We start from the raw sequence: 23,498 nt of genomic DNA, 5'->3' as shown, positions 1-23,498 counted from the left end.
AATGGGGAATACAGGCGGTCTGGCTACTCAAAGTATGATAAAGAAAACAGGGGGCAAGGGATGTTGCTTAATAAAATGTGTGGTCGTCGGCTGTCGGCAATCAGTTTGTGCCTGGCCGTAACATTCGCTCCACTGTTCAACGCGCAGGCTGATGAGCCTGAAATGATTCCTGGCGACAGCTCTGCGGCCGTCAGCGAACAGCCTACAGCGTTATCGCAACCGCAGGTACAATCTTACGCGACAGGTGTGATGGCGGGAATTCAGTCTCTGCCCAATGGCACATCTGTGGACAAAGCCCGCGCTGAATTGCAATCTCAGCTACCAGCAGGCTATACGCCGGTTTATATGAGCCAGCTGGAATTACTGTATGCCGCACGCGAAATGAAACCGATGTGGGAAAATCGTGATGCGGTAAAAGCCTTTCAACAACAGTTAGCCGAGGTGGCGATTGCCGGGTTTCAGCCGCAGTTTAACGCCTGGGTTGCGTTACTGACTGACCCGGCAGTCACAGGCCTGGCACGTGATACTGTGCTTTCTGATGCGATGATGGGCTATCTGCACTTTATTGCCAATATCCCCGTCAAAGGTAGCCGCTGGCTCTACAGCGATAAGCCTTATGCACTGGCAACGCCACCGCTCTCCGTTATTAACCAATGGCAGGTAGCGCTGGACAACGGTCAGCTAACTTCATTTATCACCAGCCTTACACCTCAGCATCCACAGTATGCTGCGATGCATGAGTCGTTGCTGAAGCTGGTGGGGGATTCGCGACCCTGGCCACGGTTAACCAGCACCACGACGTTGCGTCCCGGTGAATGGAGTAATGATATCCCGGCGCTGCGCGAAATTCTGCGTCGTACCGGAATGCTGAACGCCGGTGTCAGCACTTCTGCCAAAGAAGGGCGTAGCGCCTACGATCGCGAACTTGTTGACGCGGTGAAACGTTTTCAGACATGGCAGGGGCTGGGGGCCGATGGCACGATTGGCCCTGCGACGCGTGACTGGCTGAACGTGACGCCTGCTCAACGCGCGGGCGTACTGGCGTTAAATATTCAGCGTTTGCGCCTGCTGCCGAGCGATCTGTCTACCGGCATCATGGTAAACATCCCAGCCTACTCGCTGGTTTATTATCAGAACGGAAATCAGGTGCTGGCTTCCCGTGTTATTGTCGGACGTCCCGATCGTAAAACGCCGATGATGAGCAGCGCGTTGAATAATGTGGTTGTAAATCCACCGTGGAACGTGCCGCCGACGCTGGCCCGAAAAGATATTCTGCCTAAATTGTGGAACGATCCGGGGTACCTTGAGCGTCACGGGTATACTGTAATGCGCGGCTGGAACAGCAAAGAGACGATAGATCCGTGGCAGGTTGACTGGGCTACAATCACCGCCTCAAATCTGCCGTTCCGCTTCCAGCAGGCACCGGGCGCGCGTAATTCGCTGGGTCGCTATAAATTCAATATGCCGAGTTCGGACGCCATTTATCTGCACGATACGCCAAACCATAATTTGTTCCAGAAGGATACTCGGGCGCTAAGTTCTGGCTGTGTGCGCGTGAATAAGGCCTCGGAACTGGCGAATATGCTGCTGCAGGATGCTGGCTGGAATGATACGCGCATCTCGGATGCCCTGAAGCAAGGGGATACGCGGTATGTAAATATCCGCCAGAATATTCCGGTCAACCTGTACTATCTGACTGCCTTTGTGGGAAGCGATGGACGTACGCAGTATCGAACAGATATTTACAATTACGATCAGACAGCGCGATCCAGCGCACAAATCATGTCGAAAGCTGAGCAATTAATCAGATAAATGAAGCAGTTCGAGGAAAATGATTGTCGTAAGTTATGACGAAAACGGGGCAGGATGGCTGCAAGCCCCGTATTTCCTGGGTTTGGGAGCCTTGACGTGGACTACTTAGCCAGATAAGGTTTCCCGCGTGCGCTAGAGCATACATACGATAACATTGACCTGTAGACCTTAATACCATGGACAAATTTGACGCTAATCGCCGCAAACTGCTGGCGCTTGGTGGCATTGCCCTCGGCGCTGCCATCCTGCCTACGCCTGCGTTTGCTACACTCTCCACCCCACGTCCGCGTATATTGACTCTGAATAACCTGCATACCGGTGAGTCAATAAAAGCAGAGTTTTTTGATGGCAGGGGCTATATTCAGGACGAATTAGCAAAACTTAATCACTTTTTCCGTGACTTTCGGGCGAATAAAGTGAAATCCATCGACCCGGGATTGTTTGATCAACTCTTCCGTCTGCAGGGATTGCTGGGTACGCGTAAACCCGTACAACTGATCTCCGGCTATCGTTCCATCGATACCAATAACGAACTCCGTGCACGTAGTCGTGGTGTGGCAAAGAAAAGCTACCACACGAAAGGCCAGGCCATGGATTTCCACATTGAAGGTATCGCATTAAGCAATATTCGCAAAGCTGCGTTATCTATGCGCGCAGGTGGTGTAGGATACTACCCCAGCAGTAACTTTGTGCATATCGACACCGGGCCTGCACGGCACTGGTGATCCGTAAGCTTAATGAAACAGGAGCTGTATGAACTATCGTATTATTCCGGTCACTGCATTCGCCCAGAACTGCTCGCTAATCTGGTGTGAGCAGACGCGTCTGGCCGCACTGGTCGATCCCGGCGGTGATGCCGAGAAAATCAAACAGGAAGTCGATGCCAGCGGTCTGACGCTCATGCAGATCCTGCTTACCCACGGTCATCTTGACCATGTAGGGGCAGCGGCTGAACTGGCACAGCATTATAGTGTTCCGGTTATTGGTCCGGAAAAAGAAGATGAGTTCTGGTTACAGGGGCTCCCTGCTCAGAGCCGCATGTTTGGCCTGGGCGATTGTGAGCCGCTGACGCCCGATCGCTGGCTAAACGAAGGCGATCGGATTAGCGTCGGCAACGTAACCTTACAGGTGCTGCATTGCCCGGGTCACACGCCAGGGCATGTTGTCTTCTTTGATGAACAATCAAAGTTACTGATTTCAGGCGACGTGATTTTCAAAGGTGGCGTAGGGCGCAGTGATTTCCCTCGGGGAGATCATAACCAATTGATTGATTCGATCAAACGTAAACTCTTGCCATTGGGTGATGACGTGACGTTTATTCCGGGTCACGGCCCACTTTCTACGCTGGGTAACGAACGGCTACATAACCCGTTCCTGCAGGATGAAATGCCTGTCTGGTAATAGCTCAGATAAATAAAAAGGCCGCTATTGCGGCCTTTTTTGTACGCGATAGATTACAGCACTGCAACAATCGCTTCGCACAGCGGTGCCATGTTATCTGGCGTCATTCCTGCGACGTTTACACGTCCGGAAGCGACGGCATAGACACCAAACTCTTCACGCAGACGCAGAACCTGCTCTTTTGTCAGGCCGCTGAAAGAGAACATGCCGTTCTGTTTGATGATAAAGCTGAAGTCGCGGTTCGCACCTTTCTCCTGCAGCGTATTGACGAACAGTAAACGCATGCGCTGAATGCGTTGGCGCATGTCAGTCAGTTCCTGTTCCCAGATGGCACGCAGCGCATCGTTGCTCAGAATTGTGGCGACTACGGATGCACCGTGGGCTGGCGGGTTGGAGTAGTTCGCACGAATTACCGATTTCATCTGGCTAAAGGCACGGTCAACGGTTTCAGCATCAGCTGCAACCAGTGTACAGGCACCTACGCGCTCATTGTACAGACCAAAGTTTTTGGAATAGGAGCTGGCGACAATCAGCTCTTTATGCAGCGCGGCGAATGCACGCAGACCCTCTGCATCTTCTTCCAGACCACGCGCGAAGCCCTGGTAGGCGAAGTCGAACAGTGGTAACCAACCTTTTTCGACTGACAGCTGAGCCAGCGTTTGCCACTGCTCCAGCGTCGGATCGATACCGGTCGGATTGTGGCAGCATCCGTGGAATAATACGACGTCGCCAGCTTGTGCTTCAGCCAGGCTTGCCAGCAATGCATCAAAGTCCAGTGAATGGTTTGCAGCATCGTAATAGTTATATTCACGCACTTCCAGACCAGCAGAATTAAATACGCTCTTATGGTTCGGCCAGCTTGGGTTGCTGACCCACACGCGTTTTGCGCTGGTGTTTTTTGCCAGGAAATCAGCGGCCACACGCAGGGCACCCGTACCACCAGGGGTCTGTGCGGTACGCGCGCGTTTTTCATTAATCAGAGCACTTTCTTTACCAAACAGTAATTCCTGAGTGCAGCGACCAAACTCTGGAATACCGTCAATGCCAAGATAGTTTTTGGTGGTTTCATTTTCCAGGATATATTGCTCGGCTTTTTTAACGCTGGTCAGTACCGGCGTTTTGCCTGTCTCATCTTTATATACACCGATTCCGAGGTTGATTTTCCCCGGGCGGTCATCGGCACGAAACAAATCAGCCAGGCCCAAAATGGGGTCGGCAGGAGCGGCGGTAATGTTCTCAAACATGACGAGGTTCCATTGTGGTTACAGAAGGGAAGTCCGCTATCAGGTTAACGGTAGATTTACAAAATGCCAACCGTTAGTGACGAAAAGCAGGGGTGTTTTTTGAAGACGCAAGAATCCGCTGGCGGATATAAAAAAACAGGACCGAAGTCCTGTTTTTTAGGCATTTAGCAAAGAGGTCTGCTATTAGAACTGGTAAACGATACCCACTGCAACGGTGTCGTCAGAGCCTACGCCCAGTTTGTTGTCAGAATCGATCTGGTTGATGATGTAATCAACATAGGTGGACATGTTTTTGTTGAAGTAGTAAGTCGCGCCCACTTCGAAGTAGTTCACCAGATCTACGTCACCGATACCTTCGATATCCTTACCTTTAGATTTGGTATAGGCGAGGGACGGACGCAGGCCGAAGTCGAACTGGTACTGAGCAACTAACAGTACGTCTTCAGTTTTGTTCGCATAACCGTTAGAAATGCGGGTTGCGTTGCGGGTTTCGCTGTAGTTCGCTGCCAGGTAGATGTTGTTAGCATCGTATTTCACGCCGGTAGCCCACTGCTCAGCTTTGTCGCCATGGCCGCGCAGAAGCGGGTTTTGCTGGGCATCGGTACGGTCAGCCGCGCCGTATGCACCGACGATACCGAAGCCTTCAAATTCGTAGCTTACAGAACCGCCAACGCCGTCACCATTAGAGCGACGAACGTCATCACGCTCGTTTTTACCCAGGTACTGAACAGCGAAGTTCAGGCCTTCAACCAGACCGAAGAAGTTGGAGTTACGGTAAGTCGCGAGGCCACCGTTACGCTGAGAGAAGAACTGGTCGGAAGCCGCAGTATCGCCACCGAATTCTGGCAGCATATCGGTGTAACCCAGTGCATCGTATACGACGCCGTAGTTACGACCGTAATCGAAGGAACCTGCGTCACCGAATTTCAGACCAGCAAACGCCAGACGGGTTTTGTTCCCATTCTGAGAGTCGTCACCGCCTTCGGAGTTATTGCCGCTGAACTGGTATTCCCACTGGCCGTAACCGGTCAGTTGGTCGTTAATCTGAGTTTCCCCTTTGAAACCAAGACGGGCGTAAGTTTGATCGCCATTAGGTGCGTAGGCGTTGTCACCGTTGTGCTTGGAAAAATAGTGCAGACCTACCGCTTTACCGTAGATGTCTACTTTATTGCCATCTTTGTTATAAACTTCTGCAGCGTTAGCTGCCCCGGCTACCAGCAGAGCAGGGATAACCACTGCAAGAATATTGCGCTTCATCATTATTTATTACCCTCATCGGTTTTTATATGACACCTGCCACTGCCGCCAATAAATTCCGTCAATAAAAATTTACGGAACTATTGATGAGAGTTTGGTGTCTTTATGTGTCTGCAGGCATCTTTCCATTCAAACTACCGTTTCGCTACTCTCAAAGTGCTACAAATATAAAGATTTGGTTTCAAAAAGAAAAAATGTGTAACAAAATGTTATTTTTATGCAACTTTGTGAACGACTTCAAATTTCAGGTGTCCCTGCGATTGAATTTTGCTCAGTTTTATCTATTTATATGATTTTCTTATACTTAATTTTGCTAACGACATTTTTATCTAGCCCCGCAAAAAAGAACCATTTTTACAAATGCATATTTTGGCCGTCCAGAATGCCGTGCGAATGGGTAATAAATGCTCTATTTGATCATGAAGTGCTAATCCACAATAAAAATAGTGATTATTTTTTGTTCTCAAATGTTGCAGTGAAACATTGCGTAACAGGAAGGGGGAATTTACGGGTTGAGTTTAGTGCGGGATGAGAGTCCATCTAAGGCGACAAATACAGCAATGCGCTGAGCGAAAAAAGGCCAGCAATGCTGGCCTTTATGATTAAAGCGACAACGTTAGAAGCTGGCGTTACGCGGTGTACGCGGGAACGGAATAACATCGCGGACGTTCTGTACGCCGGTGACATAAGCGATCAGACGCTCAAAGCCCAAACCAAAACCGGAATGCGGAACGGTACCGTAGCGACGCAGATCGCGATACCACCAGTAATCTTCTTTGTTCAGACCCATCTCCAGCATACGGGCATCCAGCACGTCCAGACGCTCTTCACGCTGAGAACCACCGATGATTTCACCGATTCCCGGTGCCAGCACGTCCATTGCCGCCACGGTTTTACCGTCGTCGTTAAGGCGCATATAAAACGCCTTAATATCTTTCGGATAGTTTTTAACAACCACCGGCGCTTTAAAGTGTTCTTCGGCAAGATAGCGTTCATGCTCAGAAGACAGATCAACACCCCAGTAAACCGGGTTTTCGAACTGTTTGCCGCATTTTTCCAGGATGCTTACCGCATCGGTGTAATCCACCTGCGCGAAGTCAGCATCAATAAAACGTTCCAAGCGTGATACCGCGTCTTTGTCGACACGTTCGGCGAAGAACTTCATATCATCCGCACGTTCTTCCAGTACGGCTTTGAACGCGTATTTCAGCATTGCTTCAGCCAGACCTGCAACATCGTTCAGATCGGCAAAAGCGACTTCCGGCTCAAGCATCCAAAACTCTGCGAGGTGACGGCTGGTGTTGGAGTTTTCCGCACGGAAAGTCGGTCCAAAGGTATAAATTTTGGACAGGGCGCAGGCGTAAGTTTCACCGTTCAACTGACCGGAAACGGTCAGGAACGCTTCCTTACCAAAGAAGTCTTTATCGAAATCGACTTTACCCTGATCGTTACGCGGCAGGTTTTCCAGATCCAGCGTAGAAACACGGAACATTTCACCCGCACCTTCCGTATCGGAAGCGGTGATCAGCGGAGTAGATACCCAAAAGAAACCCTGCTCGTGGAAGAAGCGATGCAGCGCTTGCGCCAGCGTATGACGTACGCGCGCTACCGCACCAATCATATTGGTGCGCGGACGCATATGCGCCACTTCACGCAGATACTCAATGCTGTGACGCTTAGCCGCCATTGGGTAGGTATCAGGATCTTCAACCCAGCCCGCGACTTCAACTTCAGTGGCCTGAATTTCAAAGCTCTGTCCTTGTCCTGGTGATGCAACGACTTTACCCGTTACGATAACTGAACAACCCGTCGTCAGGCGCAGTACGTCCTGATTGTAATTGGGCAGAGAATTATTGATGACGGCCTGTACAGGATCAAAGCAGGAACCGTCATAAACGGCGAGGAAGGAGATGCCAGCTTTTGAATCTCGGCGGGTACGCACCCATCCGCGCACGGTGACTTCGCTGTCAACGGCTACGCGGCCCTGGAGTACGTCGGCTACAGGCACAACGCTCATAATATTCTCTCTGTTAATAGTCGGATATATAAACACATGTCCACCCATAATGGGGGGGATACCTATGTTACCTGGCATCTGCAATCAGACAAGCAGAATTCGTAGCTGGAGTGAAAGATTTCGGAAATAAACGTGAATAAGGGAGCCAAAATGGCTCCCTTGAAGGATTAACTGGCTTTTTTAATATGCGGGAGATCGAAGGCTTTGCGCAGTGCACGAACAAATGCTTTATCGTGGCAGATGGTTTTACCCGGGCTGTCAGATAACTTCGCCACCGGTTTGCCGTTACATTCCACCAGCTTAATTACGATATTGAGCGGCTTAACCTGTGGAATGTCGCATGTTAGCCGTGTCCCAATACCAAAACTCAACTGTACGCGGGAAGAGAAGTGGCGGTAGAGCTCAATCGCTTTTTTCAGATCGAGGTTATCTGAAAAGACCAGCGTTTTGCTCAGCGGATCAATACCCAGTTTTTCATAATGGGCGATGGCTTTTTCACCCCATTCCACCGGATCGCCTGAGTCATGGCGTAATCCCTGGTAGCGGGTCGCAAACTCAACGCCAAAGTCGCGTAAAAATGCGTCCATGGTGATGCAATCGGTCAATGCAATGCCGAGTTGATCAGGATACTCATTTAACCAGGCGGCCAGGGCTACACGTTGGCTGGTGGCAAGTTCAGGACTGATTTGCTGATGAGCCTGGAACCACTCATGCGCCTGCGTACCCATTGGGGTTAATGACAGGCGGCGGGCCAGATCGTAGTTACTGGTACCGACAAACCAGGGCTCTTGCTGCAGGCGTTTAACGATAGCCTGCTGTACTTCGCGCGAAAAACGACGACGCGTACCGAAATCCATCAAATGGAAGCGAGACATATCGACATCTTTCGTTAAAGCAGAGAATTCGACTAGTTTGCTTTCCAGCTCATCGAGTGCCTGCGGGACGCCTGATTCAGGTGAGCGGTAACGGTGTACCAGTTCGCTAATCACCGCTAACAGCGGGACTTCCCACATGATCACTTCACGCCACGGACCGGTTAAGCGGATGTTTAGCTTACCGTTATCATTGGTGACGCAAACCTGTTCCGGGTTATAGCGGAAATCACGTAACCAGGTGAGGTAATCAGCTTTAAAGAAAGGCAGACCGGAGAGCCACTGGTACTCATCCTCCTGCAGTCGCAGGTGCTGCATAGCATTCACCTGCTCACGAATAGAATCGGCATAAATACCGAGCAGGTCATCGCCACGGCAACGAAATTCAGCCGCTACTTGTACATCATAGTAGTGGTGAAAAACGGCTTGCTGCATATGCAACTTATAAGCGTCTGTATCCAGCAGCGAGTGCAGAACAGGAGAAGCGAATTGTGTCATAGGTGCGCAGTAGCATCCTCTCACGGGAGCGTTTAGTACAATAAACAACTAAGAAAACCGCTGGAGTATACCCTGTTTAGCGATTTATTGAACCCCGATCACACCATAAGCTCTCTTTCTGGTCGAGGGCAATTCGTGCCACGTGTTATAAAAATGTAGCAAAAAGGGTGTTTGTGCCTGAAAAGATGAACATTCTGCGTAGCGCGATTTACGCAACAGGAATAGACTGAAGCCGAGACTCTATTAAAGATGCTAAAGGTTTTTTTATGACACAACAGCCACAAGCCAAATACCGTCACGACTATCGTGCGCCGGATTACCAGATTACTGATATTGACTTGACCTTTGACCTGGATGCTGAAAAAACCGTGGTCACCGCAGTGAGCCAGGCTGTCCGTCATGGCGCGCCCGATGCGCCCCTGCGCCTGAATGGCGAAGATCTGACCCTGGTGTCGATCCACGTGAACGACGAGCTGTGGACAGAGTATAAAGAAGAAGAGGGCGCTCTGGTCATCAATCAACTGCCGGAACGTTTTACGCTGCGTATCGTGAATGAAATTAGCCCAGCGGCGAATACCGCGCTGGAAGGGCTTTACAAGTCTGGCGAAGCGCTGTGTACCCAGTGCGAAGCGGAAGGTTTCCGCCATATTACCTGGTATCTCGACAGGCCTGATGTCCTGGCGCGCTTTACTACCAAAATTATCGCCGATAAAGCGCAATATCCGTTCCTGCTCTCCAACGGTAACCGCGTGGCGCAGGGCGAACTGGAAAACGGTCGCCACTGGGTACAGTGGCAGGATCCATTCCCGAAACCGTGCTATTTGTTTGCGCTGGTAGCGGGTGATTTCGACGTGCTGCGCGACACCTTTACCACCCGCTCCGGGCGTGAAGTGGCACTGGAACTGTACGTCGATCGCGGTAACCTTGACCGTGCGCCATGGGCGATGACCTCGCTGAAAAACTCCATGAAATGGGATGAAGAGCGCTTTGGTCTAGAGTATGACCTCGACATCTATATGATTGTCGCTGTGGATTTCTTCAACATGGGCGCGATGGAGAATAAAGGTCTGAACATCTTTAACTCCAAATACGTGCTGGCGCGTACCGATACCGCCACCGACAAAGATTACCTCGATATTGAGCGCGTCATCGGTCACGAATATTTCCATAACTGGACCGGCAACCGCGTAACCTGTCGCGACTGGTTCCAGTTGAGCCTGAAAGAGGGGTTAACCGTGTTCCGCGATCAGGAATTCAGTTCCGATCTTGGCTCACGTGCGGTAAACCGTATCAGCAATGTGCGTACCATGCGCGGCCTGCAGTTTGCTGAGGACGCCAGCCCGATGGCGCATCCTATCCGTCCGGATATGGTCATTGAAATGAACAACTTCTATACCCTGACCGTATATGAGAAGGGTGCGGAAGTGATTCGTATGATCCACACCCTGCTGGGTGAGGCTAACTTCCAGAAAGGGATGCAGCTGTACTTTGAGCGTCACGATGGTAGCGCCGCGACCTGTGATGATTTCGTGCAGGCGATGGAAGATGCGTCGAACGTCGATCTCTCCCATTTCCGCCGCTGGTACAGCCAGTCCGGTACGCCGATTCTGACCGTGCGAGATGACTACAATCCAGCAACGGAACAGTACACACTGACTATCAGCCAGCGTACGCCAGCCACGCCGGATCAGGCTGAAAAGCAGCCCTTGCATATTCCTTTTGCCCTTGAGTTGTATGACAACGAAGGGAAAGTGATCCCGCTACAAAAAGGCGGGCACCCGGTGAATTCCGTACTCAACGTGACCCAGGCAGAGCAGACGTTTGTCTTTGATAACGTCTACTTCCAGCCGGTTCCGGCGCTGCTGTGCGAATTCTCCGCGCCGGTGAAACTGGAATATAAATGGAGCGATCAGCAACTGACCTTCCTGATGCGCCATGCGCGTAACGATTTCTCTCGTTGGGATGCGGCGCAAAGTCTGCTGGCGACCTATATTAAGCTCAATGTTGCCCGTCATCAGCAGGGACAACCGCTGTCGCTGCCGGTCCACGTGGCCGATGCATTCCGCGCGATTCTGCTCGATGAGAAAATCGATCCGGCACTGGCGGCAGAGATCCTGACGCTGCCTTCAGTAAATGAAATTGCCGAACTGTTCGACATCATTGATCCGGTGGCGATAACCGAAGTACGCGAAGCGTTAACCCGCACGCTGGCGGCCGAGCTGGCGGATGAATTCCTCGCCATCTATAACGCTAATCATCTTGATGAGTACCGCGTTGAGCATGGCGATATTGGCAAACGTACGCTGCGCAACGCCTGCCTGCGCTTCCTGGCCTTTGGCGAAACCCATCTGGCTGACACGCTGGTAAGCAAGCAGTACCGTGAAGCGAACAATATGACCGATGCGCTGGCGGCGCTGTCTGCGGCGGTCGCAGCACAGTTGCCGTGTCGTGACGCGCTGATGCAGGAATACGACGACAAATGGCACCATGACGGTCTGGTGATGGATAAATGGTTTATCCTGCAGTCCACCAGCCCGGCGAGAAATGTGCTGGAAACGGTACGCGGCCTGCTGAAGCATCGTTCCTTTAGTATGAGTAACCCGAACCGCATCCGTTCGCTGATTGGTGCCTTCGCGGGCAGCAACCCGGCGGCATTCCATGCGGAAGATGGTAGCGGTTATCAGTTCCTGGTGGACATGCTGACTGAGCTCAACAGCCGTAACCCGCAGGTGGCATCTCGATTGATTGAGCCGCTGATTCGTTTAAAACGCTATGATGCAAAACGTCAGGCGAAGATGCGTGCGGCGCTGGAACAGCTGAAAGGACTGGAGAATCTGTCAGGCGATCTGTTCGAGAAAATTACTAAAGCGTTGGCCTGATAATATTGCCGGATGGGTCCGGCCTACCATTCACGCGTAGGCCGGATAAGCGGTAGCGCCATCCGGCATTTTTAACCTTGCTTGCGTAGCTGAACTTCATTTTCGCCGCGTTTCATCACCCGATTCAACACCTCGGCTTCCAGTTCTGCCAGACGAAGAGAGCCAATCCGGCGTGGTCGCGCAATATCCACCGTTAAATCCAGTCCGATTTTTCCATCCTCAATCAGCAAAACGCGATCGGCCATTGCCACCGCTTCACTGACGTCATGGGTGACCAACAGCACGGTAAAGCCGTGCTCTTGCCATAAAGAGACGATCAGCTCCTGCATTTCAAGGCGGGTTAAGGCATCCAGTGCGCCGAGGGGTTCATCCAGCAGAAGCAGACCGGGGCGATGAATTAATGCCCGCGCCAGAGCCACGCGCTGTTTTTGTCCGCCAGAAAGTGCTGCGGGCCACTCCTGAGCACGATTCTCCAGTCCAACGGCGGCCAGCGCATCTCGGGCCGCATTGCGCCACTGACCTTTCAGACCCAGACCGACGTTATCGATAACCGTCTTCCATGGCAGCAGACGCGCATCCTGAAACATCATTCGCGTATCATCCTGAATCTCTGCCAGCGGGGTGGTTCCGGCGAGTAATGCGCCAGAGGTGGGCGACTCCAGCCCAGCCAGCAGGCGCAGCAACGTACTTTTACCTCCGCCACTGCGGCCTACCACGGCAACGAACTGTCCGGCCGGAATATGCAAATCTAACTGATTGAGCACCGTATTGGCGGCGTATTGTTTCGTTACGGCGCTTAGCAAAAGCGGCGTGCCCTGGTTCAGGCGAGCGGTGTTCATACGGTAGCCTCCTTCACATGGTAAGCCGGGTTCCAGCGCAGCCAGATTCGCTCCAGCAGTTGGGCACTGACATCGGCTAGCTTGCCGAGCAGGGCGTAGAGAATAATGGCCACCACGACCACATCGGTTTGCAGAAATTCGCGAGCATTCATGGCCAGGTAGCCAATACCGGCATTGGCTGAAATGGTTTCCGCCACAATGAGCGTCAGCCACATCAGTCCGAGAGCAAAACGCACCCCAACCATAATTGAGGGCAGGGCGCCGGGGAGGATCACATGAATAAACAGTGAAAAACCAGACAACCCATAGCTGCGCGCCATTTCAACCAGCCCGCGGTCGATATTGCGTATCCCGTGCCAGGTGTTGATGTAAATCGGGAACAGCGTGCCCAGGGCGACGAGAAAGATCCTGGCGGATTCATCAATACCGAACCACAAAATCACCAGCGGGATCAGCGCCAGATGCGGTACGTTACGCAGCATCTGCACCGAGGTATCCAGCAGGCGTTCTCCCCAACGCGAAAGGCCGCTAATCAGCCCTAGTGTCAGGCCAATCGATCCACCGATAGAGAATCCGATCAGCGCGCGCCAGGCGCTGATCGCCAGATGCTGCCAAAGTTCGCCGCTGGCGGAAAGCGTCCAGAAGGCTTCGATAACACCCTCCGGAGAGGGCAGTATGCGGTTGGACAGCCAGCCCATTGATGATGCGAGCTGCCAGAACGCCACCAGACCGACCGGTAAAAACCAGGGCGCGAGGCGCAATAACCATCTGTTTTTCGTCGTTGCCATTAGCCGCTCCTTAGCTTTGTGCGACTTTACGCGGGATGAATTCGTTCGCCACCGCTTCGCCTTGCTGTTGCAGGCGCTGTGGTTGCGGAATTTCGGGTATCGCGACATCCAGATGCGGGAACAGCAGCTCACCAACTCTGTATGCCTCTTCCAGATGCGGATACCCGGACAGCACAAAGCTGTCGATTCCCAGCGCGGCATACTCGTTAATACGCGCTGCGACCGTAGGACCATCTCCGACCAGTGCGGTCCCTGCGCCACCGCGTACCAGTCCGACCCCCGCCCACAGGTTCGGGCTAATTTCCAGTTTGTCGCGTTTACCGTTGTGCAGTGCCGCCATTCGCTGCTGACCAACCGAATCCGTTTTTGAGAAGGCGGCCTGGGCTTTGGCGATGGTGTCGTCATCCAGATGGGCTATCAGACGATCCGCTGCCTGCCATGCCTCGCGCGTTGTCTCCCGTACGATCACATGCAGACGAATACCGAAGCGGATCTTACGCCCGCGCGCCGCCGCTTTAGCCCGCACCTGTTCAATCTTCTGTTTCACCTGTTCGGGCGGTTCGCCCCAGGTCAGGTAGAGATCAACCTGTTCTGCAGCAAGATCTTGTGCGACATCAGATGAGCCGCCGAAATAGAGTGGAGGATGTGGCTGCTGGATCGGCGGGAAGAACAGTTTTGCCCCGCGAACATGAATATATTTGCCGTTGAAATCCACCGTTTCACCTTGCAGCAAGCGCCGCCAGACCTGAGTAAATTCAGCAGAGGCTTCATAGCGCCCGGTGTGATCGAGGAACACGCCGTCGCCTGCCAGCTCCTGTGGATCGCTGCCGGTCACCAGGTTAAATAACGCCCGACCGTTAGAAAGTCTGTCGAGCGTTGCAGCCTGACGTGCGGCAACCGTTGGCGAGGTGACGCTCGGACGCAGCGCGACCAGAAACTTTAATCGCTGGGTGACCGGGATCATCGAGGCGGCGACCAGCCAGGCATCTTCGCAGGAGCGACCGGTTGGGATCAGGACGCCGGTAAATCCAAGACGATCGGCCGTTTGCGCGATTTGTTGCAGATATCCGTGATCGACCGGGCGCGAACCTTCTTCCGTTCCAAGATAATGACCGTCACCGTGGGTGGGTAAAAACCAGAACATGTTCAGACTCATAATTTTTCTCCTGCCTGCTGAGTGGGTTGCCAGATACGCTGGCGAATATCGATTTTTTTCGGCACCAGACGGTTGTCATAAAACAGATCCGCGGTTTGTTGCTGTAGCGCAGCAACAGAGTCGCTGACGGGCGTAATGGTGGTTGGCGGGCGGTGATCCAGATAAGAGGCAATTACCGGCTCAGGCAGGCTCATGGTTTTAGCCAGCAGGGCAATGCTTTGCTGCCGCTGGCTGAGGGTTAACGCATCGGCCTGGCTAAAGGTATTCAGTACGCCAAGAATAAAAGCGCCATTTTTTTCGGCATAAGGACGTGCGGCGAGATAAAACGAACCGGTTTGCTTGAGGTCTGAGCCGTCTTTCAGCACGCGTACATCACCTTGCAATAACGCGGCGGAATAGTAGGGATCCCAGATAGCCCATGCATCAACGTTTCCTTGCTGGAAGGCCGCTCGCGCATCGGCTGGCGTCAGATAAGTAGGTTGAATATCGGTAAATTTCAGCCCAGCCTGTTGCAGTGCACGGAGCAGTAAATTGTGGGCGCTGGAACCTTTCTGGAAAGCGACTTTATGTCCTTTAAGCTGCGCGACGTTCTGGATCGGGCTATTTTTCGGCACCAGAATCACTTCAGCTTTCGGTTTGGGGGGCTCAACGCCCACGTAAACCAGATCTGCCCCCGCGGCCTGGGCGAAAATGGGTGGAATGTCACCCGTACTGCCGAGATCGATACTGCCGATATTGAGCGCTTCCAGCATTTGTGGCCCGGCAGGGAACTCAACCCACGAGATTTTGGTTTGCGGGTAGCGTTTCTCCAACAATTGATGGCTTTTTGCCAACACCATGCTGACGCTCCCTTTCTGATAACCAATGCGTAGAGCATCGGGCGCAGGTTCTGCGGCGTGCGCCAGCGTTGACAGTGACAGCAGCCCAGCCAGTGCGAACCACGACGTGTGACGTTTGAGCAGATTAAGTATGGGCGGCACCTCGCAGGGCATTCAGTTGAGGGAGTTGGATATCGCGACGATGCAATGCCAGCCAGAAGGTGTCGAGCGCACTATCCATGCGCTGCTGCAGGTTGGGCGTAAACTGCGGTTTATGCTGATAATCGATGACCTGCGAATCATCGGCAAATACGCCGTGCAGGATCTCCTGGGCTTTTAACGCACTCAGTACCGGTTTCAGCGCGTAATCGACGGCCAGTAAATGCGCCACGCTGCCGCCGGTCGCCAGCGGCAACACCACTTTTCCTTCCAGCGCTCGCTCGGGGAGCAGATCGAGCAGGGTTTTCAGGGCCCCAGAGTAAGCGGCTTTATAGACTGGTGTTGCGACAATCAGCCCGTCTGCATCCTGCAATTGTTCGATAAATGTGTTCAGCGCCGGACTGTCGAAACGAGCATAGATCAGGTCTTCCGGGGCAAAATTGTGCAGGTTCCAGTGAAAGATTTCGATATCCTGACCGTGCAGTTTTTCTCGGGCATATTCCAGTAACGCACTGGAGCGAGAAGGAAAGCGAGGGCTCCCCGCCAGAGTGATGACGCGCATAATTTCATTCTCCGCTTATAACCAATTGTTTGCTTTTAGTTAACATTGATAACAATTTATGCAGTCTGGCAGAGAGATTTTGTTTATCGAAATGATTTATACGGGATAGAAAAGTTGGAAATTGAATAAAAAGGCAGGGGCCAGGAAAACGATTGCTATTTATTGCCGCAGGTCAATTCCCTTTTTGCTCGCGATCGCACATAATACGCCCCCGGTTTGCACACCGGGAATCCAGGAGAGTTCATGTACTACCCCTTCGTTCGTAAAGCCCTTTTTCAGCTCGATCCAGAGCGCGCTCATGAATTGACATTCCAGCAGTTACGTCGCATTACCGGCACGCCGCTTGAAGCGCTTGTCCGCCAGAAGGTACCTGCAAAACCGGTTACCTGTATGGGGCTGACGTTTAAAAACCCGCTCGGTCTTGCTGCCGGACTGGATAAAGACGGGGAGTGCATTGATGCACTTGGCGCGATGGGATTCGGCTCAATTGAAATAGGTACCGTGACGCCGCGTCCTCAGCCGGGTAACGATAAACCGCGTCTGTTCCGTCTGGTCGATGCAGAAGGTTTGATCAACCGTATGGGGTTTAATAACCACGGAGTTGATAACCTGGTTGAGAACGTTAAAAAATCGCATTTTGACGGTATTCTGGGGATTAATATTGGCAAGAATAAAGATACCCCAGTAGAGAATGGCAAAGATGACTATCTGATTTGTATGGAAAAAGTCTATGCTTATGCGGGTTATATTGCGATTAATATCTCTTCACCGAATACGCCGGGATTACGTACGCTGCAATACGGCGAGGCTCTGGACGATCTGCTGACGGCTATTAAAAATAAGCAAAACGATCTGCAAGCGATCCACCATAAATATGTGCCGGTGGCGGTAAAGATCGCGCCGGATCTTTCTGTGGAAGAACTGATCCAGGTTGCTGACAGTTTAGTTCGGCATAATATTGATGGCGTAATTGCGACTAACACCACGCTCGATCGTTCGCTCGTTCAGGGAATGAAAAATTGCGATCAAATGGGTGGTCTGAGCGGGCGACCATTGCAATTAAAAAGTACAGAAATTATTCGCCAGTTGTCTCAGGAATTAAAAGGGCAGTTGCCAATTATTGGTGTTGGCGGGATCGACTCGGTGATTGCCGCGCGGGAAAAAATGGCTGCCGGCGCAAGCCTCGTACAGATTTATTCGGGCTTTATTTTTAAAGGTCCGCCGTTGATTAAAGAAATCGTCAGCAATATCTGATCTATGCCTTAATCCGACAACCAGGGCTTTATTTCTGGCCCTGGTTGTTTTATATTCCTTTACTGTTGCTTATTTAAACATTCTGAGCTTTTATTATTAAGGCAATAAACGAAGCGGCAAAAGGATACTGTCGTAATGGCGATGATTAAGGAAAGGAGAGAAACTGATGCGAATTAAACCCGACGATAACTGGCGCTGGTATTATGATGAAGAGCACGATCGTATGATGCTCGATTTAGCCAATGGCATGTTATTCCGCTCGCGTTTTGCGCGTAAAATGCTCACGCCTGATGCTTTTTCTCCATCTGGTTTTTGTGTTGATGACGCCGCGCTTTATTTCTCCTTCGAAGAAAAATGCCGTTATCTGGATTTAGCTAAAGAACAAAAAGCGGAACTGGTGCTAAATGCGCTGGTGGCTATTCGGTATCTTAAACCGCAAATGCCAAAAAGCTGGCACTTTGTTGCGCACGGTATTAACTGGTCGCCAACCGTGGGTGACGCCGCCTGTGTGGATTTAAGCGATACCGAAGAACAGGTAAATCTGTTAGTGGTAGAGCCGGGTGAAAATGCCGCACTGTGTTTGCTTGCGCAGCCCGGAGTGGTCATCGCTGGTCGCACCATGCAACTTGGCGATGCGATTAAAATCATGAATGACAGACTGAAACCACAGGCAATTGTCGACAGTTTCAACCTTGAGCAGGCGGTCTAACTTTCCAGCCTGATTGCTGTCTTGGGTACACAACTGCAGCAAAGAATCGTTCCGTCATCGCCAATCGCTGATTTTTTCAGTGGGTTGACTTCGCCTTCTACCAGCCGAATCCGGCAGCATCCGCAAATTCCCGCACGACACGAGTAGGGAACACGGATCCCCTGGTTTTCCAGCTGTTCCAACAATACCTGCTGATTATTTCCGCGAAACGTTTGACCCTGCCAGTCAATCATCACTGTTGCATCGGGTTGTTGTTGCAAAGCCGTATCATCAGATTCCGCCGCGCTGTACAGCCGGGCGGGTCGGGTCGCCAGTATTTCGACTTCATCACCTACACGAATTACGCCGCTATTACGGGCGATGAGATTCTGGCCGAAATCGACATCACCGTTGTCCGCCGCCGTGCGGAAGGTTTGCAGCGTTGCTAGTGGCTCGCCAGACGGATGTTTCTGGCCTTTTTCTGGGCTGACGGTAGTGAAAATACAGCGGCTACAGGGTTTTGCCACATCAAAAATGACGTCGCCGATGCGAATCACTTTCCAGGTATCTTCTTCCCAGGCGCCAGCGCCTGAAATCACCAGATTAGGGCGAAACTGTTCCATTTTGACGCTTGCCGGACAGCGCTGTTGCAGATCGCGTAGCGATGCTTCATTGGTCAGCAGATAGGGATAACCGTCGGCGAAGGATAAGGGAACGTCATCGTGGCGCTTTACCCGGCGCGTCAGTTGCGGGCCAACCCAACGCAACTGCACATCACGGGAAAAGAAACCGCTGATCCAGCGATTGATATCCGCTGGTGCTACTCGCGCGGTAAAATGATTTCCCCATACTTCAGTTGGCGCATCCTGGGCGGCGAAGTCGGCAAATCGTACGAGCGCACTGCTGCCGTCTGGAGCCGTAAGATGCAGCCCATCGTGGAATGGGGAAGGCGTAAAATGGACCATTTGTGGGAACTGGCGGGCGGTTATGAACGTTCCGTCAGGTTCAGTGATCATAAATATGCGATCAAAGGCGAGACCGCTAATATCTGCCAGGGCATGCGTAAGCCCAATGCCGCGCATTGATTTAACCGGATGAATAAAAAGTCGGGTTAACGTGACCACTGTACAGCCCCTCGAATGAAAATAAGCCTTCAACTTTATGACATACAGCCCATATTAGCTATAATGCGCAGCAATTTTCTCGGAGTAAAAGTGACATTATGAATTCTCTGTTTGCCAGTACGGCCCGCGGGCTGGAAGAGCTGTTAAAAACTGAACTGGAAAACCTCGGCGCGCTGGAGTGTCAGGTCGTTCAGGGTGGGGTCCATTTTAAGGGCGACACGCGGCTTGTTTACCAGAGCCTGATGTGGAGTCGCCTGGCCTCGCGCATTATCCTGCCGATGGGAGAGTGCAAGGTCTACAGCGATCTTGATCTGTACCTCGGCGTTCAGGCAATCGACTGGACAGAGATATTTAACCCTGGTGCTACGTTTGCCGTTCATTTTAGCGGCCTGAACGAGACGATTCGTAATAGTCAGTACGGTGCACTGAAAGTAAAGGATGCGATTGTCGATGCCTTTACCCGTAAAAACCTGCCGCGTCCGAACGTAGATCGTGAATCACCCGATCTGCGCATTAACGTCTGGTTGAACAAAGATACCGCCAGCATCGCCCTCGATCTGAGCTGTGACGGCCTGCATCAGCGTGGTTATCGCGATCGCGCTGGTCAGGCGCCGATCAAAGAGACGCTGGCGGCCGCCATTGTGATGCGTTCAGGCTGGCAGCCGGGTACGCCGCTGCTCGATCCGATGTGTGGTTCCGGTACGTTGCTGATTGAAGCCGCAATGTGGGCAACCGATCGCGCGCCGGGCCTGCACCGTGGCTACTGGGGCTTCAACGGTTGGGCGCAGCACGATGAAGTCGTCTGGCAAGAAGTCAAAGCCGAAGCACAGGTTCGTGCACGCAAAGGGTTGGCGGACTATACCTCGCACTTCTATGGATCTGACAGCGATGCGCGGGTAATTGAAAAAGCGCGCAGTAATGCCCGCCGCGCCGGTATTGCCGATCTGATGACGTTTGAAGTTAAAGATGTCGCTAAACTGAGCAACCCGCTGCCGAAAGGACCGTATGGTACGGTTATCAGCAACCCGCCATACGGCGAACGTCTGGATAGCGAACCGGCGTTGATAGCTCTGCACAGCCTGCTGGGACGCACGATGAAAAACCAGTTTGGCGGCTGGAATTTGTCGCTGTTCAGCGCCTCGCCGGATCTGCTCAGCAGCCTGCAATTGCGTGCGGATAAACAGTTTAAAGCGAAAAATGGTCCGCTGGATTGCGTACAGAAGAACTATCACGTTGCAGAAACGACCGCTGACAGCAAACCTGCAACGGTGGCGGAAGATTATGCCAACCGCCTGCGCAAGAATATTAAGAAATTGGAAAAATGGGCACGTCAGGAAGGGATTGAATGCTATCGCCTGTATGACGCTGACCTGCCGGAATACAACGTTGCAGTGGATCGCTATGGTGACTGGGTCGTGGTTCAGGAATATGCGCCGCCGAAGACGGTTGATGCGCAGAAAGCACGTCAACGCCTGTTCGACATTATCGCCGCAACGCTGTCGGTACTGGAAATCGCACCAAACAAACTGGTGCTGAAAACCCGTGAGCGCCAGAAAGGGAAGAACCAATACCAGAAAATGAACGAGAAGGGCGAGTTCATTGAGGTGAGCGAGTATAACGCGCGCCTGTGGGTAAACCTGACCGATTATCTGGATACCGGCCTGTTCCTCGATCACCGAATTGCACGCCGCATGTTGGGGCAGATGAGCAAAGGGAAAGACTTCCTTAACCTGTTCTCCTATACCGGCAGCGCCAGCGTACATGCGGGATTGGGCGGTGCGCGCAGCACCACAACGGTAGATATGTCGCGTACCTATCTGGAATGGGCAGAGCGTAACCTGCGACTGAACGGGTTAAGCGGACGTGCGCACCGCTTGATTCAGGCCGACTGCCTGGGCTGGCTGCGTGATGCCAATGAACAGTTTGATCTGATCTTCATTGATCCGCCGACGTTCTCTAACTCTAAGCGTATGGAAGACTCGTTCGATGTGCAGCGCGATCATCTGGCGCTGATGAAAGATCTGAAACGCCTGCTGCGTAAAGACGGCACGATTATGTTCTCCAACAACAAACGTGGATTCCGTATGGACCTCGACGGTCTGGCTGAACTGGGATTGAAAGCACAAGAAATTACCCAAAAAACGCTTTCCCAGGACTTTGCCCGTAACCGCCAGATCCACAACTGCTGGCTGATTACCGCAGCCTGAAAGGAAAAATAAATGTCATTGATCAGTATGCATGGCGCATGGCTGTCGTTCAGCGATTCGCCACTTCTTGATAATGCAGAATTGCATATCGAGGATAACGAACGCGTCTGTCTGGTAGGCCGTAACGGCGCGGGCAAATCGACGCTGATGAAGATCCTGAACCGTGAGCAGGGTCTTGACGATGGGCGTATTATTTATGAGCAGGATCTGGTTGTGGCGCGTCTGCAGCAGGATCCGCCGCGCAACGTGCAGGGTAGCGTCTACGATTTCGTCGCCGAAGGGATTGCAGAACAGGCGGTTTACCTCAAGCGTTATCATGATATCTCGCATCTGGTGATCACCGATCCGAGTGATAAAAACCTCCAGGAACTGGCGAAGGTTCAGGAACAGCTGGATCACCATAATCTGTGGCAGCTGGAAAACCGTATTAATGAAGTACTGGAACAGCTTGGCCTGGAAGCAGACATGGAGCTGGCATCGCTTTCCGGCGGCTGGCTACGTAAGGCGGCGCTGGGCCGCGCGTTAGTGAGCAACCCGCGCGTGCTGCTGCTGGATGAACCGACGAACCACCTGGATATTGAAACCATCGACTGGCTGGAAGGGTTCCTGAAAACCTTCAATGGGACAATCATTTTCATCTCCCACGACCGTTCATTTATTCGCAATATGGCGACGCGCATTGTCGATCTCGACCGCGGCAAGCTGGTGACCTATCCGGGGAACTACGATCAGTATCTGCTGGATAAAGAAGAAGCGTTGCGCGTAGAAGAGTTACAAAACGCGGAATTTGACCGCAAACTGGCGCAGGAAGAAGTCTGGATCCGTCAAGGTATTAAGGCGCGTCGAACCCGCAATGAAGGTCGCGTGCGTGCGCTGAAAGCCATGCGTCGCGAGCGTGGCGAGCGGCGTGAAGTGATGGGCACAGCGAAGATGCAGGTCGAAGAAGCGAGCCGCTCAGGCAAGATTGTTTTCGAAATGGAGAATGTTGATTACCAGGTTGACGGGAAGCAACTGGTGAAAGATTTCTCCGCGCAGGTGCAGCGCAGCGACAAAATTGCCTTAATTGGGCCTAACGGCTGCGGCAAAACAACGCTGCTGAAGCTGATGCTGGGACAATTACAGGCCGACAGTGGTCGCATCCACGTCGGGACGAAACTGGAAGTTGCCTATTTCGACCAGCACCGTGCTGAACTGGATCCGGATAAAACCGTGATGGATAACCTTGCTGAAGGTAAGCAAGAGGTGATGGTGAACGGTAAGCCGCGCCATGTGCTGGGCTATCTTCAGGACTTCCTGTTCCATCCGAAACGTGCGATGACGCCAGTACGTGCTCTCTCTGGCGGGGAACGCAATCGCCTGCTGTTGGCGCGTTTGTTCCTGAAACCCAGCAATCTGTTAATTCTCGATGAACCCACCAACGATCTCGACGTCGAAACGCTGGAACTGCTCGAAGAGTTGATTGACGGTTATCAGGGGACCGTATTGCTGGTAAGCCACGACCGTCAGTTTGTTGACAATACTGTTACCGAGTGCTGGATTTTTGAAGGTGGCGGCAAAATTGGTCGTTATGTGGGCGGCTATCATGACGCGCGTGGCCAACAAACACAGTATGTGGCGTTTAAACAACCCGTTGAGAAAAAAACGGAGGAAACTGTTGCGCCTAAAGCAGAAATTGTAAAACGCGGCACCAGCAAACTAAGCTATAAACTACAGCGCGAACTGGAGCAGCTTCCTGCGCTGCTTGAAGAACTGGAAGCTAAGCTGGAAGCCTTACAGACTCAGGTTGCTGACGCCGCGTTTTTTAGTCAGCCGCACGAGCAAACGCAACAGGTGTTAGCTAATCTGAACGAAGCAGAACAAGAACTTGAGCAAGCCTTTGAGCGCTGGGAGTATCTTGAGTCTTTGAAGAATGGCGCATAATTA

The 23,498-nt window shown here is 52.2% G+C and carries 18 protein-coding genes; 8 read left to right on the top strand and 10 right to left on the bottom strand.

Annotated elements, in window-relative coordinates; all coding sequences use genetic code 11:
• Positions 1–60: 60 nt before the first annotated feature.
• The 3 genes from ldtD to G8S19_RS14660 all read left to right on the top strand — a co-directional run bounded on the left by ldtD (position 61) and on the right by G8S19_RS14660 (position 3,213).
• Complete coding sequence (gene ldtD / locus G8S19_RS14670; protein WP_101742839.1) at positions 61–1,812, top strand: L,D-transpeptidase; 1,752 nt, start codon at positions 61–63, stop codon at positions 1,810–1,812.
• A gap of 176 nt (positions 1,813–1,988) precedes the next feature.
• A complete protein-coding gene (locus G8S19_RS14665) occupies positions 1,989–2,537 on the top strand; it encodes a YcbK family protein (protein WP_003831948.1) in 549 nt (182 codons plus the stop codon).
• A 28-nt stretch (positions 2,538–2,565) separates the two neighbouring features.
• Complete coding sequence (locus G8S19_RS14660; protein WP_253685452.1) at positions 2,566–3,213, top strand: MBL fold metallo-hydrolase; 648 nt, start codon at positions 2,566–2,568, stop codon at positions 3,211–3,213.
• Between the two features lie 53 nt (positions 3,214–3,266).
• On the opposite strand, the gene aspC is transcribed toward G8S19_RS14660, so the two are convergent.
• From aspC to pncB, 4 genes are all read right to left on the bottom strand, one after another.
• The gene (gene aspC / locus G8S19_RS14655) at positions 3,267–4,457 is read right to left on the bottom strand and encodes an aspartate transaminase (RefSeq protein WP_061067624.1); all 1,191 of its coding nucleotides are present in this window, start codon (positions 4,455–4,457) and stop codon (positions 3,267–3,269) included.
• Between the two features lie 183 nt (positions 4,458–4,640).
• On the bottom strand, positions 4,641–5,717 hold the full coding sequence (gene ompF / locus G8S19_RS14650; protein WP_048212129.1) for a porin OmpF: 1,077 nt from the start codon (positions 5,715–5,717) through the stop codon (positions 4,641–4,643).
• 613 nt (positions 5,718–6,330) lie between these two features.
• Positions 6,331–7,731 carry an asparagine--tRNA ligase gene (asnS, locus tag G8S19_RS14645; RefSeq protein WP_048212128.1) on the bottom strand — a complete coding sequence of 467 codons (1,401 nt, stop codon included), beginning with the start codon at positions 7,729–7,731 and terminating at the stop codon, positions 6,331–6,333.
• A 167-nt stretch (positions 7,732–7,898) separates the two neighbouring features.
• Entirely contained in the window at positions 7,899–9,101 is a 1,203-nt protein-coding gene (gene pncB, locus G8S19_RS14640; RefSeq protein WP_003836860.1) for a nicotinate phosphoribosyltransferase, read from the bottom strand.
• A gap of 266 nt (positions 9,102–9,367) precedes the next feature.
• Here pncB and pepN point away from each other — a divergent pair, with 266 nt between their 5' ends.
• Complete coding sequence (gene pepN, locus G8S19_RS14635; RefSeq protein ID WP_253685450.1) at positions 9,368–11,980, top strand: aminopeptidase N; 2,613 nt, start codon at positions 9,368–9,370, stop codon at positions 11,978–11,980.
• 71 nt (positions 11,981–12,051) lie between these two features.
• Here the strand turns inward: pepN and ssuB are convergent, their stop codons facing one another.
• Genes ssuB through ssuE form a run of 5 tightly spaced genes read right to left on the bottom strand, consistent with a single transcriptional unit; the run spans position 12,052 to position 16,302 of the window.
• Positions 12,052–12,819: an aliphatic sulfonates ABC transporter ATP-binding protein gene (gene ssuB, locus G8S19_RS14630; protein WP_253685448.1), complete on the bottom strand. Its 768-nt coding sequence runs from the start codon at positions 12,817–12,819 to the stop codon at positions 12,052–12,054.
• The gene (ssuC, locus tag G8S19_RS14625; RefSeq protein WP_137346276.1) at positions 12,816–13,607 is read right to left on the bottom strand and encodes an aliphatic sulfonate ABC transporter permease SsuC; all 792 of its coding nucleotides are present in this window, start codon (positions 13,605–13,607) and stop codon (positions 12,816–12,818) included. Before ssuC ends, ssuB begins: the two co-directional genes overlap by 4 nt.
• A gap of 10 nt (positions 13,608–13,617) precedes the next feature.
• Positions 13,618–14,763 (bottom strand): FMNH2-dependent alkanesulfonate monooxygenase, encoded by a 1,146-nt coding sequence (gene ssuD / locus G8S19_RS14620; protein ID WP_253685446.1) that lies wholly within the window; start codon positions 14,761–14,763, stop codon positions 13,618–13,620.
• Entirely contained in the window at positions 14,760–15,734 is a 975-nt protein-coding gene (locus G8S19_RS14615) for a sulfonate ABC transporter substrate-binding protein (RefSeq protein WP_253686642.1), read from the bottom strand. The genes ssuD and G8S19_RS14615 overlap by 4 nt, the downstream gene beginning before the upstream one ends.
• Positions 15,727–16,302, bottom strand: a complete 576-nt coding sequence (ssuE, locus tag G8S19_RS14610) for an NADPH-dependent FMN reductase (RefSeq protein ID WP_253685444.1) — start codon at positions 16,300–16,302, stop codon at positions 15,727–15,729. Before ssuE ends, G8S19_RS14615 begins: the two co-directional genes overlap by 8 nt.
• 243 nt (positions 16,303–16,545) lie before the next feature.
• Here ssuE and pyrD point away from each other — a divergent pair, with 243 nt between their 5' ends.
• Both pyrD and zapC read left to right on the top strand, forming a co-directional pair.
• Complete coding sequence (gene pyrD, locus G8S19_RS14605; RefSeq protein WP_061067634.1) at positions 16,546–17,556, top strand: quinone-dependent dihydroorotate dehydrogenase; 1,011 nt, start codon at positions 16,546–16,548, stop codon at positions 17,554–17,556.
• A gap of 166 nt (positions 17,557–17,722) precedes the next feature.
• Positions 17,723–18,265 carry a cell division protein ZapC gene (gene zapC, locus G8S19_RS14600; protein ID WP_061067635.1) on the top strand — a complete coding sequence of 181 codons (543 nt, stop codon included), beginning with the start codon at positions 17,723–17,725 and terminating at the stop codon, positions 18,263–18,265.
• Here the strand turns inward: zapC and G8S19_RS14595 are convergent.
• Positions 18,262–19,368 carry a YcbX family protein gene (locus tag G8S19_RS14595; RefSeq protein ID WP_253685442.1) on the bottom strand — a complete coding sequence of 369 codons (1,107 nt, stop codon included), beginning with the start codon at positions 19,366–19,368 and terminating at the stop codon, positions 18,262–18,264. The genes zapC and G8S19_RS14595 overlap by 4 nt on opposite strands.
• Positions 19,369–19,466: 98 nt before the next feature.
• On the opposite strand from G8S19_RS14595, the gene rlmKL reads away from it, so the two are divergent.
• Both rlmKL and G8S19_RS14585 read left to right on the top strand, forming a co-directional pair.
• Positions 19,467–21,575: a bifunctional 23S rRNA (guanine(2069)-N(7))-methyltransferase RlmK/23S rRNA (guanine(2445)-N(2))-methyltransferase RlmL gene (rlmKL, locus tag G8S19_RS14590; protein ID WP_253685440.1), complete on the top strand. Its 2,109-nt coding sequence runs from the start codon at positions 19,467–19,469 to the stop codon at positions 21,573–21,575.
• A gap of 12 nt (positions 21,576–21,587) precedes the next feature.
• Positions 21,588–23,495: an ABC transporter ATP-binding protein gene (locus G8S19_RS14585; protein ID WP_101742826.1), complete on the top strand. Its 1,908-nt coding sequence runs from the start codon at positions 21,588–21,590 to the stop codon at positions 23,493–23,495.
• The last annotated feature ends 3 nt before the right edge of the window (positions 23,496–23,498 follow it).

It is taken from the genome of Citrobacter sp. SX206 (assembly GCF_024181025.1).
In the GTDB taxonomy this organism is placed as follows: domain Bacteria; phylum Pseudomonadota; class Gammaproteobacteria; order Enterobacterales; family Enterobacteriaceae; genus Citrobacter; species Citrobacter youngae.
This window is presented reverse-complemented; position numbering and strand designations above follow the sequence as displayed.

Coding starts and splice junctions, on each gene's coding strand:
- ldtD (WP_101742839.1), top strand. CDS start 61: ATGTTGCTTAATAAAATGTGTGGTCGTCGGCTGTCGGCAATCAGTTTG.
- G8S19_RS14665 (WP_003831948.1), top strand. CDS start 1,989: ATGGACAAATTTGACGCTAATCGCCGCAAACTGCTGGCGCTTGGTGGC.
- G8S19_RS14660 (WP_253685452.1), top strand. CDS start 2,566: ATGAACTATCGTATTATTCCGGTCACTGCATTCGCCCAGAACTGCTCG.
- aspC (WP_061067624.1), bottom strand. CDS start 4,457: ATGTTTGAGAACATTACCGCCGCTCCTGCCGACCCCATTTTGGGCCTG.
- ompF (WP_048212129.1), bottom strand. CDS start 5,717: ATGATGAAGCGCAATATTCTTGCAGTGGTTATCCCTGCTCTGCTGGTA.
- asnS (WP_048212128.1), bottom strand. CDS start 7,731: ATGAGCGTTGTGCCTGTAGCCGACGTACTCCAGGGCCGCGTAGCCGTT.
- pncB (WP_003836860.1), bottom strand. CDS start 9,101: ATGACACAATTCGCTTCTCCTGTTCTGCACTCGCTGCTGGATACAGAC.
- pepN (WP_253685450.1), top strand. CDS start 9,368: ATGACACAACAGCCACAAGCCAAATACCGTCACGACTATCGTGCGCCG.
- ssuB (WP_253685448.1), bottom strand. CDS start 12,819: ATGAACACCGCTCGCCTGAACCAGGGCACGCCGCTTTTGCTAAGCGCC.
- ssuC (WP_137346276.1), bottom strand. CDS start 13,607: ATGGCAACGACGAAAAACAGATGGTTATTGCGCCTCGCGCCCTGGTTT.
- ssuD (WP_253685446.1), bottom strand. CDS start 14,763: ATGAGTCTGAACATGTTCTGGTTTTTACCCACCCACGGTGACGGTCAT.
- ssuE (WP_253685444.1), bottom strand. CDS start 16,302: ATGCGCGTCATCACTCTGGCGGGGAGCCCTCGCTTTCCTTCTCGCTCC.
- pyrD (WP_061067634.1), top strand. CDS start 16,546: ATGTACTACCCCTTCGTTCGTAAAGCCCTTTTTCAGCTCGATCCAGAG.
- zapC (WP_061067635.1), top strand. CDS start 17,723: ATGCGAATTAAACCCGACGATAACTGGCGCTGGTATTATGATGAAGAG.
- rlmKL (WP_253685440.1), top strand. CDS start 19,467: ATGAATTCTCTGTTTGCCAGTACGGCCCGCGGGCTGGAAGAGCTGTTA.
- G8S19_RS14585 (WP_101742826.1), top strand. CDS start 21,588: ATGTCATTGATCAGTATGCATGGCGCATGGCTGTCGTTCAGCGATTCG.